Origin of the sequence: Planobispora longispora (assembly GCF_016863135.1) — a bacterium.
In the GTDB taxonomy this organism is placed as follows: domain Bacteria; phylum Actinomycetota; class Actinomycetes; order Streptosporangiales; family Streptosporangiaceae; genus Planobispora; species Planobispora longispora.
The window spans coordinates 22,281-37,407 of sequence record NZ_BOOH01000049.1; the positions used below are offsets into that span (position 1 = coordinate 22,281).

At 74.6% G+C, this 15,127-nt stretch carries 13 protein-coding genes; 5 read left to right on the top strand and 8 right to left on the bottom strand.

Annotation, left to right across the window (positions count from 1 at the left end):
• Positions 1-24: 24 nt before the first annotated feature.
• Positions 25-1,545 carry a phytoene desaturase family protein gene (locus Plo01_RS29335; protein WP_203893957.1) on the bottom strand — a complete coding sequence of 507 codons (1,521 nt, stop codon included), beginning with the start codon at positions 1,543-1,545 and terminating at the stop codon, positions 25-27.
• Positions 1,546-1,695: 150 nt separating this feature from the next.
• The gene (locus Plo01_RS29340) at positions 1,696-2,601 is read right to left on the bottom strand and encodes a LysR family transcriptional regulator (RefSeq protein ID WP_203893958.1); all 906 of its coding nucleotides are present in this window, start codon (positions 2,599-2,601) and stop codon (positions 1,696-1,698) included.
• Between the two features lie 265 nt (positions 2,602-2,866).
• Between Plo01_RS29340 and Plo01_RS29345 the strand changes: the two genes are divergently transcribed.
• The 5 genes from Plo01_RS29345 to Plo01_RS29365 all read left to right on the top strand — a co-directional run bounded on the left by Plo01_RS29345 (position 2,867) and on the right by Plo01_RS29365 (position 8,691).
• On the top strand, positions 2,867-4,018 hold the full coding sequence (locus tag Plo01_RS29345) for a YeiH family protein (protein WP_203893959.1): 1,152 nt from the start codon (positions 2,867-2,869) through the stop codon (positions 4,016-4,018).
• A gap of 122 nt (positions 4,019-4,140) precedes the next feature.
• A complete protein-coding gene (locus tag Plo01_RS29350) occupies positions 4,141-5,079 on the top strand; it encodes a pseudouridine-5'-phosphate glycosidase (RefSeq protein ID WP_203893960.1) in 939 nt (312 codons plus the stop codon).
• Between the two features lie 16 nt (positions 5,080-5,095).
• Entirely contained in the window at positions 5,096-6,037 is a 942-nt protein-coding gene (locus Plo01_RS29355) for a carbohydrate kinase family protein (protein ID WP_239317329.1), read from the top strand.
• Between the two features lie 64 nt (positions 6,038-6,101).
• A complete protein-coding gene (locus Plo01_RS29360; RefSeq protein WP_203893962.1) occupies positions 6,102-7,892 on the top strand; it encodes a hypothetical protein in 1,791 nt (596 codons plus the stop codon).
• Between the two features lie 22 nt (positions 7,893-7,914).
• The gene (locus tag Plo01_RS29365; protein WP_203893963.1) at positions 7,915-8,691 is read left to right on the top strand and encodes a class I SAM-dependent methyltransferase; all 777 of its coding nucleotides are present in this window, start codon (positions 7,915-7,917) and stop codon (positions 8,689-8,691) included.
• Positions 8,692-8,899: 208 nt separating this feature from the next.
• Here Plo01_RS29365 and Plo01_RS29370 read toward each other — a convergent pair whose 3' ends face one another.
• From Plo01_RS29370 to Plo01_RS29395, 6 genes are all read right to left on the bottom strand, one after another.
• Positions 8,900-10,237 carry a glycoside hydrolase family 6 protein gene (locus tag Plo01_RS29370; RefSeq protein ID WP_203893964.1) on the bottom strand — a complete coding sequence of 446 codons (1,338 nt, stop codon included), beginning with the start codon at positions 10,235-10,237 and terminating at the stop codon, positions 8,900-8,902.
• A gap of 204 nt (positions 10,238-10,441) precedes the next feature.
• Positions 10,442-11,617, bottom strand: coding sequence for a WD40 repeat domain-containing protein (locus Plo01_RS29375; protein WP_203893965.1), 1,176 nt, complete (start codon positions 11,615-11,617; stop codon positions 10,442-10,444).
• A gap of 69 nt (positions 11,618-11,686) precedes the next feature.
• Entirely contained in the window at positions 11,687-12,526 is an 840-nt protein-coding gene (locus tag Plo01_RS29380; RefSeq protein WP_203893966.1) for a hypothetical protein, read from the bottom strand.
• On the bottom strand, positions 12,526-13,329 hold the full coding sequence (locus Plo01_RS29385) for a MerR family transcriptional regulator (protein WP_203893967.1): 804 nt from the start codon (positions 13,327-13,329) through the stop codon (positions 12,526-12,528). The genes Plo01_RS29380 and Plo01_RS29385 overlap by 1 nt, the downstream gene beginning before the upstream one ends.
• A gap of 22 nt (positions 13,330-13,351) precedes the next feature.
• A complete protein-coding gene (locus Plo01_RS29390; RefSeq protein ID WP_307837415.1) occupies positions 13,352-14,221 on the bottom strand; it encodes an aldo/keto reductase in 870 nt (289 codons plus the stop codon).
• Between the two features lie 14 nt (positions 14,222-14,235).
• Entirely contained in the window at positions 14,236-15,078 is an 843-nt protein-coding gene (locus Plo01_RS29395; protein ID WP_203893969.1) for an NAD-dependent epimerase/dehydratase family protein, read from the bottom strand.
• Positions 15,079-15,127: the final 49 nt, after the last annotated feature.

Consider the following 15,127-nt stretch of genomic DNA (forward strand, 5'->3'; position numbering starts at 1 on the left):
TGACGTCCCCGGCCGCCCGGATGTTCAGGCCCCGCCCAGCACCGCCATGGCGGCGTTGTGACCGGGGATGCCGCTGACGCCGCCGCCGCGGCGGGCGCCCGCCCCGCACAGCAGGATCCGCTCGTGGCCGGTCTCCACGCCCCACGCGCCGGGCTCGCCGAACGGCCACGACAGGTCGCGGTGGAAGATGTGCCCGCCGGGCAGGCCCGCCTCGTCCTCCAGGTCCACGGGGGTCTTGGCCTCCAGGCAGAGGCTGCCGTCCGGGGCGCGCAGCAGGCAGTCCTCGATCGGCTCGGCGAGGACCGCTTCCATCGAGGCGAGGGTCGCGCGCAGCGCCCTCTCGCGGGAGGCGGCGGGGTCTTCGCGGAACAGGCGGGCGGGCATGTGCAGGCCGAACAGCGTCATCGTCTGCGCCCCGGCCGCGCGCAGGTCCGGCCCCAGGATCGACGGGTCCGTCAGCGAGTGGCAGTAGACCTCGGCCGGGGGCAGAGCCGGGATCTCCCCCCGCGCGGCCTCGGCGTGCGCGCGGGCCAGCTGGTCGCGGCCCTCGTTGATGTGGAAGGTCCCGCTGAAGGCCGCCGCCGGGTCGACGTCCGGATCCTTCAACCGGGGCAGCCGGGACAGCACCATGTTGACCTTGAGCTGGGCGCCCTCGGGCACGGTTTCCTCCGCGCCCAGCAGCCGGGCCAGTACGGCGGGCGGCACGTTGGCCAGCACCCGCTCCCCGGTGACCGCGTGCTCCCCGGCCGCGTCGCGGAAGACGACCTCGCCCGACGGGTCGACCGCCACGGCCTCGGCGCCGGTCGCGATCTCGGCCCCGGCCGCCCGCGCGGCGTCCGCCAGGGCTCCGGAGACCGCGCCCATGCCGCCGACCGGGACGTTCCAGTCCCCGGTGCCGTCGCCGATCACGTGGTAGAGGAAGCACCGGTTGGCCAGCAGGTCGTCGCCGCACGGGTCGGCGAAGGTGCCGATGAGAGCGTCGGTGAGCACGACGCCGCGCACGGTGTCGTCGGCGAACCGCTCGTCCACGACCTCGCCGATCGGCCGCTCGAACAGCTCCCGCCAGGCCTCGCGGCCCACCAGGCCGCGCATCGCCGTACGGTCCGCGAGGGGTTCCAGCAGCGTCGGCGCGACCGCCGCCGCCACCCGCGCGGTCATCGCGTAGAACCGGCGCCAGGCGTCGAGGTCGGCGGTGCCGCCGGTGACCCGGGCGAACGACGCGGCGGTGCGGGCGGCGTCGTCGTTGTCCACCAGCAGCCCGGTCCCGCCCACCGGCGTGTAGGAGGCGTACCGGCGGCGGCGCAGCTCCACGCCGAGCCCCAGATCTTTGACGATCTTGGATGGCAGCAGGCTGACCAGGTAGGAGTAGCGCGAGAGCCGGGCGTCCACCCCGGGGAAGGCCCGGGCCGAGACGGCCAGGCCCCCGGTGTGGTCCAGGCGTTCCAGGACGAGGACCCGGCGGCCGGCGCGGGCGAGGTAGGCGGCGGCGACCAGGCCGTTGTGGCCGCCTCCGATGATCACAGCGTCATAGCGGGAACGGAGCATGGCGACATCCAGGGTGAGACGTACGGGGAGCCGGAGGGAGCCCGTGGGTCAGAGCCCGGTCTGCCAGTGCGGCTCGGGGCAGAGCACGCCTGGCGTCTCGATCGCCGCCATGCCCGGCACCCTACCCCGGCACGGCCGGCGGTTCCACAGTCACCGGGGTGAGGCGGCGAGGCTGATGGCCAGCAGGGTCGCGGCGGGGCCGGTGGGAGTGCGTCCCCTACGCCAGATCGCGTGCAGGCGGCGCTCCAGATCGATGCCCTGGGTGGCCACCTCGACCAGGCGACCGGTGGCCAGCTCCGCCTCGACGGCGTAGCCGCTGAGCACCGCCGGGGCGGCGCCCTCGCCCGCGGCGCCCTTGACCGCCGCGTTCGAGCCGAGCTCCAGCCGGGGGGCCGCCGCGTCGTGACCGGCCAGCGCCCGGTCCAGGGTCTCGCGCGTGCCGGACCCCCGCTCCCGGACCACCAGCGGGGTCGCGGCCAGCTCGGCGGCGAGCAGCGGGGTGCGGCGGCGCTCCCACCGATGGCCCGGCGCGACCACCACCACCAGGCGGTCGGTGGCCACCACCCGGGAGGCCAGCCCCTGCGGCACCGACGGCCCCTCCACGAACCCCAGCTCGATCCCCCCGACCTCCTCGCCGACCAGCCGGGCCACCTCCGCCGAGTTCTGCACGTCCAGCCCGACCTGCACCTGCGGCTCGCGGCTCTGCAACTCCCCCAGCCAGCGCGGCAGCAGGTACTCGGCCACGGTCATGCTGGCCGCGATGTGCAGGTGCGCCGCCCGTGCGTGCCGTACGGCCTGCGCCCCGCGCATCAGCTCCTCCGCCGCCGCCAGCACCTGCGCCGCCCAGGCCACGATCATCGTCCCCTGCGAGGTGAGCGTGGAGCCGCGGGGCGTGCGCTCCAGCAGCGACAGGCCGAGGCGGCGCTCCAGGAGCGCGATCCGCTTGCTCGCGGAGGGCTGGGCGATGCCCGCGGCCCGGGCGGCCTGTCCGAGACTGCCCAGGCGGTCGACGTCGACGAGCAGGCGGAGGGATTCCAGATCGGGCAGGCTAGTCATAGCCCTAGGCTATGACCTGAGAGGGAGATGGCGTCTACCGGGCATGCGTCTCCCCGCGAACACTGCGCTCATGAGCGCTTTTCCCCCTTCCCGCCATCCGTGGCGGTGGCCGTCCCCTGCGGCACGGGCATGGGCTCGGGGGCGCCTGCCCAGCTGCTTCTCTCGCGGTACGGCGCCGCTTCCCTCACCGGCGGAAGGCATGTCGCGGTCCCGACGCCTTTACGTTGTAGATTTACTTCTCCCGCTCGTTCCGGGAACGGTCCTGGTGGCGGCGGCCGTCACCGCCGCGTTCTGGGTGAGCCGCACCCTGCCCGGGGTGAGCCCGGCGGCGGCCGCGGTGGCCGGCGGGATCGCCCTGGCCAACCTCGGCGGCCTGCGCGACTCCTTCCGCCCCGGCCTGCGCCTGGCGAGCCGCCGGATGCTGCGCCTGGCGATCGTGCTCCTGGGACTGCAGATCGCGCTGCCGGAGGTCCTGGCCCTCGGCGGGCGGACGCTGGCCCTGGTCGCCGTGGCGACCGGGGTCACCTTCGCGGTGACGCGGTGGGCCGGGCCGCGGCTCGGGGTGGACGCGCGCAGGTCGCTGCTCATCGCGACCGGCGTGTCCGTCTGCGGGGCCGCGGCGATCGCCGCGATGCACGAGGTCGCCGGGAGCGACGACGACGACGCGGCGAGCGCGGTCGGCGTGGTCGTCCTGTACGGCAGCGCCGCGATCGTCGTGCTCCCCGCTCTCGGCGGTCTGCTGGACCTGTCGCCCCACCAGCTCGGCCTCTGGGCCGGGGCTGCGGTGCACGAGGTGGCGCAGGTCGCGGCGATCGGCGCGGCGGCCGGGACGGGGGTCCTGGCGGGCGCGGTGGTGGTCAAGCTGGCCCGGGTGCTCCTGCTGGCGCCGATAGTGGCGCTGACCTCGGCGGGCCTGCGCCGCGCCGCCACCCGTCAGGCGCGCCGGGCGGCACTCGCACGGACCGGGGAGTCACGGGGAGCGGCCGACGCGCGGGGGGAGCGGACGCGGGAAACGGCGGGTATGCGGGCGGAGCAGACGCGGGAAACGGCGGGTATGCGGGCGGAGCGGACGCGGGAAACGGCGGGTATGCGGGCGGAGCAGACGCGGCAGGCGGCGGACACGCGGGCGGAGCAGACGCGGCAGGCGGGGGCCGGGCGGCGGCCGCCGGCGGTGCCGCCGTTCGTCGCGGCGTTCGTGGCGATGGTCGCCCTGCGCGCCACCGGCGCGGTCCCGGAGGCGATCACCCGGCCGCTCCCCGAGGTGACGGGGGTCCTGCTGGCCGCGGCGCTGTTCGCGCTGGGCGCCGGGGTCGACCTGAGGCGGCTGCTCCGCGGCGGGCGGGCGCTCCTGCTCGGCGGGGTCGCCACCGCCGTCATCGGCGTCATCTCACTACTCGGGGTCCTCGCCATCGGCTGATCTTCCGATGGACTCTTCGCGAGCCGGAACCTTAGCGTGCTCTTTTTAGAACGAAGATCTCTGTTTACACCGTTCTAATCAGGCAAGCATACGGTCCTGACCCGAGGAGACAGAACCAGCCCATGCGTACCACCCAGCAGTCGATCGGCACGCTTCTCCGTCCGTCCCAGGAGGTGTCAGCAGCTCTGGCGCAGAGCGCGCCGGTCGTGGCGCTGGAGTCCACGATCATCTCGCACGGCCTCCCGCAGCCGCGCAATCTCGAGGTCGCGCTCGAACTGGAGGAGATCGTCCGCGAGGCCGGAGCGGTCCCGGCGACGATCGCGGTGCTGGACGGGGTGGCGCGCATCGGCCTGGAGGCGGGCGAGCTCAAGCGGATCTCCACCGAGCCGGGCCTGCGCAAGCTGGGCTTCCGCGACCTGCCCGCCGCGACGGCGCTGCGGGCCAGCGGCGCGACCACGGTCTCGGCGACCTCGTTCCTGGCCGCGCGGGCGGGCATCCGGGTCTTCGCCACCGGCGGTCTCGGCGGCGTGCACCGGGGGTGGGCCGACAGCCAGGACGAGTCGGCCGACCTCGACATGCTCAGCCGTACCCGCGTCACCGTCGTCTGCGCGGGCGTGAAGTCGATCCTGGACGTCCCCGCCACCCTGCAGCGGCTGGAGACGCGCGGCGTCACCGTCGTCGGCTTCCGCACCGACGAGTTCCCCGGCTTCTACCTGCACAGCTCCGGCGAGCGGCTCGACTGGCGGATCGAGACGCCCGGCGAGGCCGCCGAGGTCATGCGGGCCCAGGACGCACTGGGCGGCCCGGAGACCGCGCTGATCGTGGCCAATCCGGTGCCGCTGGCCGAGCAACTGGACCCCGCCCTGCACGACCGGGTCCTCTCCGAGGCGCTGGCCGCCGCGGAGAGGAGGAAGGTCACCGGTCAGGCCATCACTCCGTTCCTCCTGGACTACCTGGTGCGCGGCACCGGCGGCGCCTCCCTCGAGGCGAATCTGGCTGCCGTCCGTGGAAATACCCACATTGCGGGACAGATCGCGACATCATGGAGCGAGGAAAGCTGAGGCACCCGTGACCGAAATGGGCCTGCTGGTCATCGGCGACGTCGTCACCGATGTCGTCGCGCTTCACGGTGGACCGGGCCTGGCCGGTCTGGAGATCGGGACGGACACCGCCGCCGACATCGCGCTGCGTCCGGGCGGCTCGGGGGCCAACACCGCCTCGTGGGCCGCCCGCCTGGGCGCAGACGCCCGGATCCTCACCAGGGTCGGCTCCGACACCAGCGAGTGGCACGGCGCGGAGCTGCGCCGCAGCGGGGTCCGGCCGCACCTGCGGGTGGATCCCGAGCGGCCGACCGCCGTGGTGATCGCCATGGTGGACGTGACCGGGGAGCGGTCCATGCTCACCAACCGGGGCGCGGGCGGGCACATCGGAATCGACGACTGGGACGAGGACCTGCTCGACGGGGTGGCCCACCTGCACCTGTCGGGATACACGCTGTTCGCCGAGCCTGGCCTGCGGCTGTCCCGGCTGGCCCTGGCCGAGGCGGCCCGGCGCGGGGTGACGACCAGCGTGGACCCCGCCTCCACCGGTTTCCTGCGGGCGTTCGGGCCCGAGCGGTTCGTCCTGGAGACCCGGGCCGCCCGGATCCTCATCCCGAACCGGGACGAGGCCCTGTTCCTGACCGGCGAGACCTCCGTCGAGCGGGCGGCCGAGCTGCTCAGCCTCGCGTACGGCGCGGCGGCGGTGAAACTCGGTCCCGGGGGCGCGCTGATGGCCCGCCACGGACGTGTCGTCTCCCGGGTCCCCGGGCTGCCCGCCGAGGTCGTCGACTCCACCGGGGCCGGCGACGCCTTCGCCGCCGGGCTGCTGACCGCCCTGCTGACCGGGGCGGACGACGAGACCGCGCTCGCCGCGGGATGCCGGGCCGGAGCCGAGGCCGTTACAGTCATAGGGGGTCGTCCGCGTATCCTTCAGTCGGATTTGGGTTCCAACCAGCTTTACCCTCTTACTACCAATTGATAGCTTGCGGCGTAGGCTGCACCATTAGCCACATGCGTCACTTTGGGGAGGTTGCGGTCCGCCGATGGATGCCGAGTCATCGATCTGCCTGAGTGATCTGGTCCCGGCCCTGCGCTGGAGCCGGCAGCAGCAGGTCGCCGAAGCCCTCGCCGACCCCCGCCTGCCCGCGGGCTGGTGGTCCTCCGTCACCCTGCCCAAAGCCCTCGGCACCGCCGGCCTGGACTGGATCTGCGATCGCCTGGCCCGGCTCTCGGTGTCCCGCTGGGACCACCTGCCGCTGAGCGACGTCCTGCCCGCGCTGCACGTGCACACGGTCGACCCCGCCCTCCCCGGCTGGTCCGAGCCCGCGCGCTCGGCCATCACCGGGCTGGGCGGCTGGTCCCGGCTGCGCCGCCTGACCGCCGGAGACCTCACCGGGCCCTCCGTGCCCGCCTCCCCCGAGGTCCTGGTCACCGCGATGTTCCGGGAGGTGCTCAGCCAGATCCCGCAGGCCGCCGAGCAGCACGCCCCGGCCGCGGCCGCCGCGCAGACCGCGCCCGCCACGCCCGCCGCCGTGAGCGCGCCCGCGCAGGCCGTCCCGGCCGCGCCCGGCACCCCCGCCCCGCCCGTCTCCCCCGGCGTCGCGCCCGGCACCCCCGCCCCGCCCGTCTCCCCCGGCGTCGCGCCCGGTGTCCCCGTCGCGCCCGGCATCGCAGCCGCCGCGCCCGCCGCGCCCGCCACCCGGCCCTTCCCCGCCGTCGCCGAGCCCCAGGCGCCGCCGGCCCCGGTCCAGCAGCCCGCGCCGCCCGCCGCCCCGGCCCAGCCCGATCTCAGCGAATACCCGCTGGTCCGCCTGGTGGACACCATGTTCCGCGACTGGGACCCGCTGGAGCGCGCGGTCGCCGTGGACCGCCTGTTCGCCGTCGACCCGATCAGCCTGCGCGCCCTCGCCCACAAGCTGAACGCCGACCTCAGCGCCCTGTCGGCGGCCCAGCGCGCCGCCGAGGAGCGCGTCCTGCTCTGGCTGCGCTCGTCGGAGTCCGCCCCGCTCACCGGCCACATGTTCGGCCTCACCGAGTGGCTGGGCGCCGCCGCCACCCAGGAACAGCTGATCGGCGCCGACCCCGCCCACCCCGTCGAGGTCCCCACGCTCCGCACCCCGCTCTGGCGGGTCCTGGTCACCCTGATGCCCGACCGGAGGCTCCAGGACGGCTGGCTCGTCGTCGGCGACCTGACCGGCCTGCGTGAGCGCACCCGGCAGCTGATGGCGGCCAAACCGGCCGACGCCGACATCGTCGTGCTGATGGAGCACCAGCTCGGCATCCGCACCCACTCCGCCCAGGCCTGGCTGGACGCGCTCGCCGCGGCCACGAAGCCCGAGACCGCCGATCCGGCCGCCGAGACCACCCGGCAGCTGCCCCGCCGTACACCCGGCGCGAACGGCCACCACCGCGGCGGTCAGCCGGTCCCCCAGGTCAGCACCAGCTCGATCGACCCGCGGGCCGCCCTGGCCACGCTCTCCGCGCTGTCGGGCAACAGCCGCCCGCATCTGATCACCAGCCAGCGCGCCCCGATGCCCCCGCCGACCAACCCGGCCACCGATCCCAGCCGCTGGCAGCGGATCGAGGTGACCAGCGAGCACCTGCGGGGCGCCCCGGTGGCCGTCCCGGAGGGGTACGCGACCCAGCTGGGCATGCGGCCCGGCACCCTGCTCTCGGTGACGGGCCCCGGCGACAACGCGGTGGTCCTCGTCTGGCGGGACCACCCGGTCTTCGACTCGCTCCAGCCCGTGCTGATGCGCCTGAACGCCCGCCCGGGCGACCAGGTCTACGTGACCGTGGACGGTTACCGCCTGGACGCCCAGCTGCCCAGCTGACGTCCGGCGTTAGGGTGGGCCCGTGACCAGATCATCCGCCTTCGGGAACATCGACCCGGAGACCTTCTCGCGGCGGGCCTCGTCGTTCGGCGGCCAGGCGGCCGCCTACGCCCGGGAGCGGCCCGGCTACCCCGACGCCGCCGTGCGCTGGGCCCTCGAACCGGTCTCCGGCCGCACGCCGCCGCGCGTGCTCGATCTGGGGGCCGGGACGGGGAAGCTCACCGAGTCGCTGGTCCGGCTCGGCGCCGACGTCGTCGCGGTGGAGCCCGACCCGGCGATGCTCGCCCAGTTCCGGTCCGCGCTGCCCGAGGTCGGGGCGCTGCCCGGGACCGCGGAGGAGATCCCCCTGCCGGACGGCTCCGTCGACGCCGTCCTGGTCGGGCAGGCGATGCACTGGTTCGACCTCGACCGGGCGCTGCCGGAGATCCGCCGGGTCCTCGGCCCGGGCGGCGTGCTGGGCGGGTTGTGGAACCTCGACGACGACCGGGTCCCCTGGGTCAGGGGGCTGAAGGAGATCGCGACGAGCACGGTGTCGTTCCGGCAGTGGGATCCCGGGAGCGACCGCCTCGAGGGGCGGGGCTTCCGCGTGGTCGAGCGGGCCGAGTTCCCGCACGGCCAGCGCAGGACCGCCGAGTCGATGGCGGCGACGATCGCCACCCACTCCCACGTGCTCACGCTCCCCGAGACCGAGCGCGCGGAACTGATGGCCCGGGTCGTCGGCTACCTGCGCTCCGTCCCGGAGACCGCCGACGGCGAGTTCGAGCTCCCCATCGTCACGGTGACGGTCCGCGCCTTCTGACCCCCGCGCCTCCCGGCCGCCCGCTTCTGACCCCTCGTCTTCTGACCTCCCTGGCCTTCCGCCCCCCACGTCTTCCGGCCTTCCACGGCGGGACCTCCCCATACCTCCCGGCCTTCCACGGCCCGGCACTCCCGCGACCGGGACGCGGTACGGCCCGCGCCCCGGCATCAGGACGCCGGGCGCGGGCCGTACGGGATCACCGGGGAGGTCAGGCGGCCGAGCAGCTCACCGCCGACGGGGCCCCGTTGCTCCCGGACCAGGCGCCGGTGAAGCCGAAGGAGGACGAGGCTCCTGCGGAGAGGTTGCCGTTGTGCTCGGCGTTCCTCACCGTGACGGCCGCCCCGCTCTGGGTGTGCCGGCCGTTCCAGAGCTGACTGACGGTCTGGCCGTTCGGGAAGGACCAGCCCACCGTCCAGCCGGACAGGGCCGCGCCGCCGGTGTTCTTGACCGTCACCTCGGCCTGGAAGCCGCCCTGCCAGGAGTTGACGATCTTGTAGGAGGCGGCGCACTCCTTACCGCCGGTCGGCGTCACCGTGGGCGTCACCGTCGGGGTCACGGTGGGCGTCACCGTGGGGGTGGGCTGGGGCGCCGCCATGGCCAGGTCGTAGGCCCGCTGCGGGACGAACTGCCCGGCCCCGGCGATGCAGCCGTCGGCCTCGCCCGGCAGCTTGATCCAGAGGAAGGCGTCGATCATGGAGTCGCCCGTGGCGGTCGTGCTCGGGGTGCCGATCGCCCGCCCGGCGGGGTCGCACCACTCGCTGCCGAGCGGGCCGTTGCCGTTGCGGCTGGTGTCGACGACCGCGCGCAGCCGGGAGACCCCGGTGGCGGAGATGACGCTCTTGGCGTACGCCACCTCGGTGGAGGTCCACCGGTAGTTGGAGACGTTGAGCGAGATGCCGTCCGCGCTGTCCGCGACGCCGGCGGCCCGCAGGCGGTCGGCGGCCTCGCCCGCGCCCAGCCAGCCGGAGTGCCCGATGTCGAAGTAGACCCTCGCCTGGGCGGAGGCCGCCTTCAGCTTCTTGCCCGCGTAGGCCATGGAGGCGTTGACCTCCTGCTGCTGGGAGGAGCTCATGCAGTTGGTCATGATCGGGAGCACGTCCGGTTCGAGGATGATCGAGGCCGGACGCCCCTGGAGGCCCGCGGCGAGCTCGTCGATCCACTGCCGGTAGGCCGTGTGGCTGGGGGCGCCGCCGGTGCTCGCGCCGCTGCAGTCGCGGTTGGGGATGTTGTAGACGACCAGGATGGGGGTCTTGCCCGCGTTCGCCGCCGCGCCGACGAACGCCGACACCTGGGAGCGGACCGTGGCGGTGTTGGTCGTGGTGAACCAGCGGGCCTGGGGCACCGAGGCGATCCGGTCGCGGATGACCGGGGCCCGGTGGTCACCGGGGTTGGCCGCGACCCACTTGGCCGCGCCGGTCTCCGGGTCGACGTAGAAGGACGAGTCGGCCGCGGCGGCGCCGGCGGCTCCGGCGGTCAGCGACACCGCGGCGCCGGACGCGACGACCAGCGCCGCGAACATCGCCGCCAGGACGGGCTTTCGTGACATGGGATGAACTCCTCGGGGGGCTTCAGAGAGCGCTCCCACGCTAACCGCCCGCCTTCTCCCGCCCCAGCCGAGGCCACTCCCCCGCTTCCCGATCACTCCGCTGAGCTGCGCGGACGCTCCGAGCGGGCGGTGAAAGTTTCACAGGACGGCCTTCGGACCGCCGACCCGCCCGGCGCGCCGCGCCGCCCGCGCGCGGAGGCGGCCTCACCAGGCGGCGTGCGGGTCGCCCCTGCCCGGTCGTTCTCCGCCCGTGAGCGGCACCGGCACGGTCGAGCCGTCGGCGAGGTCGACCCGGAAGCCCTGCCACCCGTGCGTGCAGAGCAGGTGCCCGCCGGTGCCGTCGAGGCTGAAACGCAGGGTCGCCGACGCCCCGGGCGGCATCGGAACCCGGGCGAGGGTCTGCGGTTCCCCGCCGCCGGCCGGGACGCGCTCGATGGTGTGGCCGGCCGAGTAGACCAGGACGTCGCCGTGGGTGTAGGCCACCGAGTGCAGGAGCGGGACGCCGCCGGCCGGGCGGACGAGGCGGGCGGCGGCGAGCAGGTCGGTGTCCTGCCGTTCGAGGTCGAGGACGCCGACGCCCCAGCCCATCACCACCAGCGCGATCCGCCGCCCGTCCGGAGCCCAGGAGAGACCGCTCACCACAGGTGAGACGCGCGTGCTCCAGTCGCGGCGCAGTCCGGTGGCGACGTCGACGACGGAGACCTTCGCCCCGCCTCCGACGACCGTGGTCGCATAGGCGATCCTGGTGCCGTCCGGGCTCACGGCGAGGGCGTGCCCCGGGGCCGACGCGTCGCCCTCGAACCCGGGGACGGGCACCGGCGCGCCCGGCCGCCCGTCATCGCCGAGGGTGACGCGGAAGAGCCGGATGGGAGAGTCCGGCCCGGTCCACCCCGAGAGCACGAAGGTGCGGTTGTCGGGCGCCGCCGCCAGGAGCTGCCACGAGGACCGCACCCCCTCCGGCAGCGGGATCTCGGCGACGAACCTTCCGGTCCCGGCGTCGTGCACGGCGGGTCGCACCGGGGTGAAGACCGCCTCCTTGGAACCTTGCGGGAAGCGTGCGAGCGGAGCCCTCGCGGTGACGATGAAGCGCGGCGGGCCCGTCACGGGCAGGGGTGAGGAGGTCGCCGCGGGCGAGGGCAGGGAGGTCTCCAAGGGCTGCGACGGCGGCGCGGCGTCCGGTTCCGACGGATGCCCTCCCGTGGCGTGCGGGGAGGGCGGCGCGGGCAGCGGTGAGGACGAGACCGTCGTCACGGCCGTGGGAGACGTCCGCCCGTCGAGCCGGACCCGCTCGGCGGCACGCCCGCCGCCGTCGTCACCGCAGGCCCCGGCCAGGATGAGGACGAGCGCTCCGGCCACGGTGACGCCTACGCGTGAGGGCATTAATTGATCATCTTCCGCCGCCGGGCCGGACGTCAAGATCCAATCCCGGCCGAGACCGCTCCCGCACGATCAGGCGGCGGGGCTCGGGAGGGGGCGGAGGACGGCGAGGACCGCGGCGGGGTCGTCGGCGAACAGGCGGATCTGGGTGACCTCGGTGCTCTCCCCGAGGGGGCGGATGACGGTGAGGGGTTCCGTCAGCTCCACGACCACGTTCGTCTGGGAGGAGACCGCCACGCCCAGCCGCCCGTCCTGCACGCTCACCATGCCGGACTCGTTGTAGTTGCGCGCCGTCCGCGCCGAGGAGATCAGCTCGCGGGGGACGCGCACGTCGAGGTAGACGCCGTAGCGGACGCGCAGTCCCGCGGGCGAGACGACGTGGGGCCGGGTGACGCAGGCCGCGGCGAGCGCCAGGGCGTACAGGATCCCGTAGAGGTCGAGCACCAGCACCGCGATCCGCAGCCCGTCCGGCGCCTCCAGCGCCCGCAGGAGTATCTCCAGGCCCACCGTCTCCACGACCATCGCGAACGTGAACATCGTCCACATCGTGGACTGCCCGCCCCAGTACGGCACCGCGGCGTCGCCGGGCGACACGCCGACCCGGCGGCGCGCGACCCACTGGAGGAGGCTGAGCGCGCTCTTCAGCTCGAACTCCATGATCCTGCGCACCTTCACGGGGACCAGCAGGTGCAGGGTCGCCCGCAGCGCCGCCCGCCGGTCCGCGCCGCCGCGGCGCTCGGCCCGGAACAGCCGCCAGGCGACCGCCGTCTCCAGGACGAACACCGCCGCCACGAGCGTCTCGGCCGCCACGATCACCGGGAGGGGAAGCGACACCCCCGACAGCAGCAGGACCGCGATCAGCAGTTCGGCGGGCAGGACGGCGAACATCGCGGCACGGGCGACCTTGAGCATCAGACACTCTCCTCGAGGATGACCATGGCCTGCAGGAAGACCTCGACCTGCGCGGGGGACAACTCGGCGGACAGCGCCTCCAGCCACGCCCCGCCATCGGCGTCGCGCGGGCCGGGCTGAGGCGTGGCGGCGCCGGCCGGGGATCTGAGATCGCCGGGCATGTGCTCGACCATCGCCGCCGCCATCTCCCGGGGGATGTGGGCGGCCAGGTCGGCGGCGAGCGCGGGGACGCGGGGATCGTCGGAACCGGCGCCGGCCAGCTCGTCCAGGCGCGCGTACAGCGCGTGCACCCGGGCCAGGGCCTCCGGCTCGGTGAGCGGGCGCATCACCTCCAGCAGCCACTCCCGCTCGGCGGGGCCGGCCGTGGTGTCCATCAGCGCCAGCAGCTCCCGGTCGATCGCGGCGAACGCCGAGCCCCCGGCGGACAGGTCGCGCAGCGCCGCCGCCACGTCCGGGGAGACCGTCGAGTCGGGATGCAGGTCCGCCTCCGCCAGCAGCACGGCCAGCCGGGCCCGCCGCAACGCGATCGCCTCCTGCTGCCTGGCCAGGTCGGCGTCCAGCTCCGCCAGCACCTCGCGCAGCTCCTTGCCCCGGTCGTCGGCGAGCACGTCGCGGATCTCGTCCAGGGACAGGCCCAGCTCGGCCAGTCTCCGCACCCGCGCCAGCATGACCGCGTCCCGGAGCCGGTACTCCCGGTAGCCGTTGGACAGCCGTACCGGCTCGGGGAGGAGACCCAGGTGGTGGTAGTGGCGCACGGTCCGGGTGGACACCCCGACCAGCGCGGCGAGTTCGCCGATCCGCATGCCCCCATTAGAAACGTTGACGCTACGGCAAGGTCAAACCGGCCGCGGGATGCCTGACCTCGTGCTCCGTCCGGGAGCCGCACCGGGCGAGCTCCTCCTCGGAGAGCACGAGACCGGCCGCGGCGGCCGAGTCGCGGATCGACCCGGGCCGGCTGGCGCCGGGGATCGGGATGACCACCGGCGACAGCGACAGCAGCCAGGCCAGGCACACGCGCTGGGGGCTCACGCCGCGCTCGCGGGCGATCTCGTGGAACGGCGTCCGGGGACCCGGGCTCGCGAAGGGGCCGTCCAGCGAGCTGCGGGAGACGCCGCCGAGCGGGCTCCACGGCAGGAACGCCAGCCCGAGCCCGGCGCAGAGCCGCAGCTGCGGTTCGTCGTCGCGCACGGCCGGCGAGAAACGGTTCTGCACGGACACCAGCCGGTCGCCGAGGATCTCCCGGGCGAGCAGGATCTGTTCCACGGTCACGTTGGACACGCCCGCCATCCGGATCTTGCCCTCGTCCAGCAGGTCGCGCAGGGCGCCGACGGAGTCCTCCCACGGCACCGCCGGGTCGGGTTTGTGGAGCTGGTAGAGGTCGACGGCCTCGACGCCGAGCCGCCGCAGCGAGCCCTCGCAGGCCCGCTTGAGGTGGCCGGGGGCGCCGTTCACGGTCCAGGAGCCGTCGCCCGGCCGCCCGCGCCCGCCCTTGGTGGCGATCATGACCTCGCGGGCGAAGGGCGCGAGCAGCTCCTCGTTGTGGCCCGTCTCGCCGGCGTGCCAGTGGTAGGAGTCGGCGGTGTCGATCAGCGTGACCCCGGCGTCGAGCGCGGCGCGGACGGTCTCCAGCGCCCGCTCCCTGTCCGGGCGGCCCTCGATCGACAGCGGCATGGCGCCCAGCCCGATGGGACTCACCCCGACATTTCCGATCATGCGCATGCCACGGCCTCCGGCAGCCAGTCCTCGACGCGGGAGAAGCGGAAGCCGAGCCCGGTGGCGCGGCCGTTGTCCATCGCGTAGTAGCGGTCGAAGGAGTAGGGCGACTCACCGGCCTGGTAGACCGGTGAGCCGCCCACCTGGGCGGCGATCGCCTCGCACAGGGCGTACACGTCGAGCTCACCGTGTGAGCAGGCGTTCACCGGGCCGGTGAAGCGGGCCCGCGCGGCCCACTCCAGCACCTCGGCGATCTCCCTGTCGCCGATGAAGCTCGCCGGTTTCGCGGCCGGGTGAACGCCTATCGGACGCCCCCGGCCGATGCGCTCCACGTAGTGGGCCAGCCGCCCGGTGAAGTCCCGCCCGCCGAGCACGTGGCCGCTGCGCACGCTGACGAAGTCGAACACGGGGTCCCGGGCGAACACCGCCTCGGCCTGCCGCTTGCCCTCGCCGTACGGCAGGCCGTCGCTGCTCCGCCGTACGGGCCAGGACAGCGGGTCCACGCTCTCCTCGGCCGCGGGCCGCGCGTGGTCCAGGTCGGCGTAGACCTCGACGGTGGAGGTCATGACGTACCTGCCGGTCCGGCCGCCGAACACCTCGCGGGCGATCCGCGCCTGCTCGGGGGTGTAGCACGCCTGGTCGACGACCACGTCGAAGGTCCGGCCGCCCAGGGCTTCCAGCAGCGACCCGCGGGAGTCCCGGTCGGCGACCAGGTGCCGGGCGCCGGCCGGGGGCCTCGACCCGCGGGTGATCACCGTGACGTCGGCGGAGGCCGACAGGGATCGCACGAGGTGGCGGCCGAAGTAACGGCTGCCGCCGATGACGCAAACGTTTCTCATGGGGCACCAGCCTGCTCGCCCGGCGCTTTAAGCAGAAGTAGTAACCTGC

Excerpts from the sequence above, each read along its gene's own strand:
- Plo01_RS29385 (WP_203893967.1), bottom strand. The coding sequence starts at position 13,329 with ATGCGGATCGGCGAACTCGCCGCGCTGGTCGGGGTGTCCACCCGGACC.
- Plo01_RS29375 (WP_203893965.1), bottom strand. The coding sequence starts at position 11,617 with ATGCCCTCACGCGTAGGCGTCACCGTGGCCGGAGCGCTCGTCCTCATC.
- Plo01_RS29370 (WP_203893964.1), bottom strand. The coding sequence starts at position 10,237 with ATGTCACGAAAGCCCGTCCTGGCGGCGATGTTCGCGGCGCTGGTCGTC.
- Plo01_RS29350 (WP_203893960.1), top strand. The coding sequence starts at position 4,141 with ATGCGTACCACCCAGCAGTCGATCGGCACGCTTCTCCGTCCGTCCCAG.
- Plo01_RS29355 (WP_239317329.1), top strand. The coding sequence starts at position 5,096 with ATGGGCCTGCTGGTCATCGGCGACGTCGTCACCGATGTCGTCGCGCTT.
- Plo01_RS29395 (WP_203893969.1), bottom strand. The coding sequence starts at position 15,078 with ATGAGAAACGTTTGCGTCATCGGCGGCAGCCGTTACTTCGGCCGCCAC.
- Plo01_RS29335 (WP_203893957.1), bottom strand. The coding sequence starts at position 1,545 with ATGCTCCGTTCCCGCTATGACGCTGTGATCATCGGAGGCGGCCACAAC.
- Plo01_RS29360 (WP_203893962.1), top strand. The coding sequence starts at position 6,102 with ATGGATGCCGAGTCATCGATCTGCCTGAGTGATCTGGTCCCGGCCCTG.
- Plo01_RS29340 (WP_203893958.1), bottom strand. The coding sequence starts at position 2,601 with ATGACTAGCCTGCCCGATCTGGAATCCCTCCGCCTGCTCGTCGACGTC.
- Plo01_RS29380 (WP_203893966.1), bottom strand. The coding sequence starts at position 12,526 with ATGCTCAAGGTCGCCCGTGCCGCGATGTTCGCCGTCCTGCCCGCCGAA.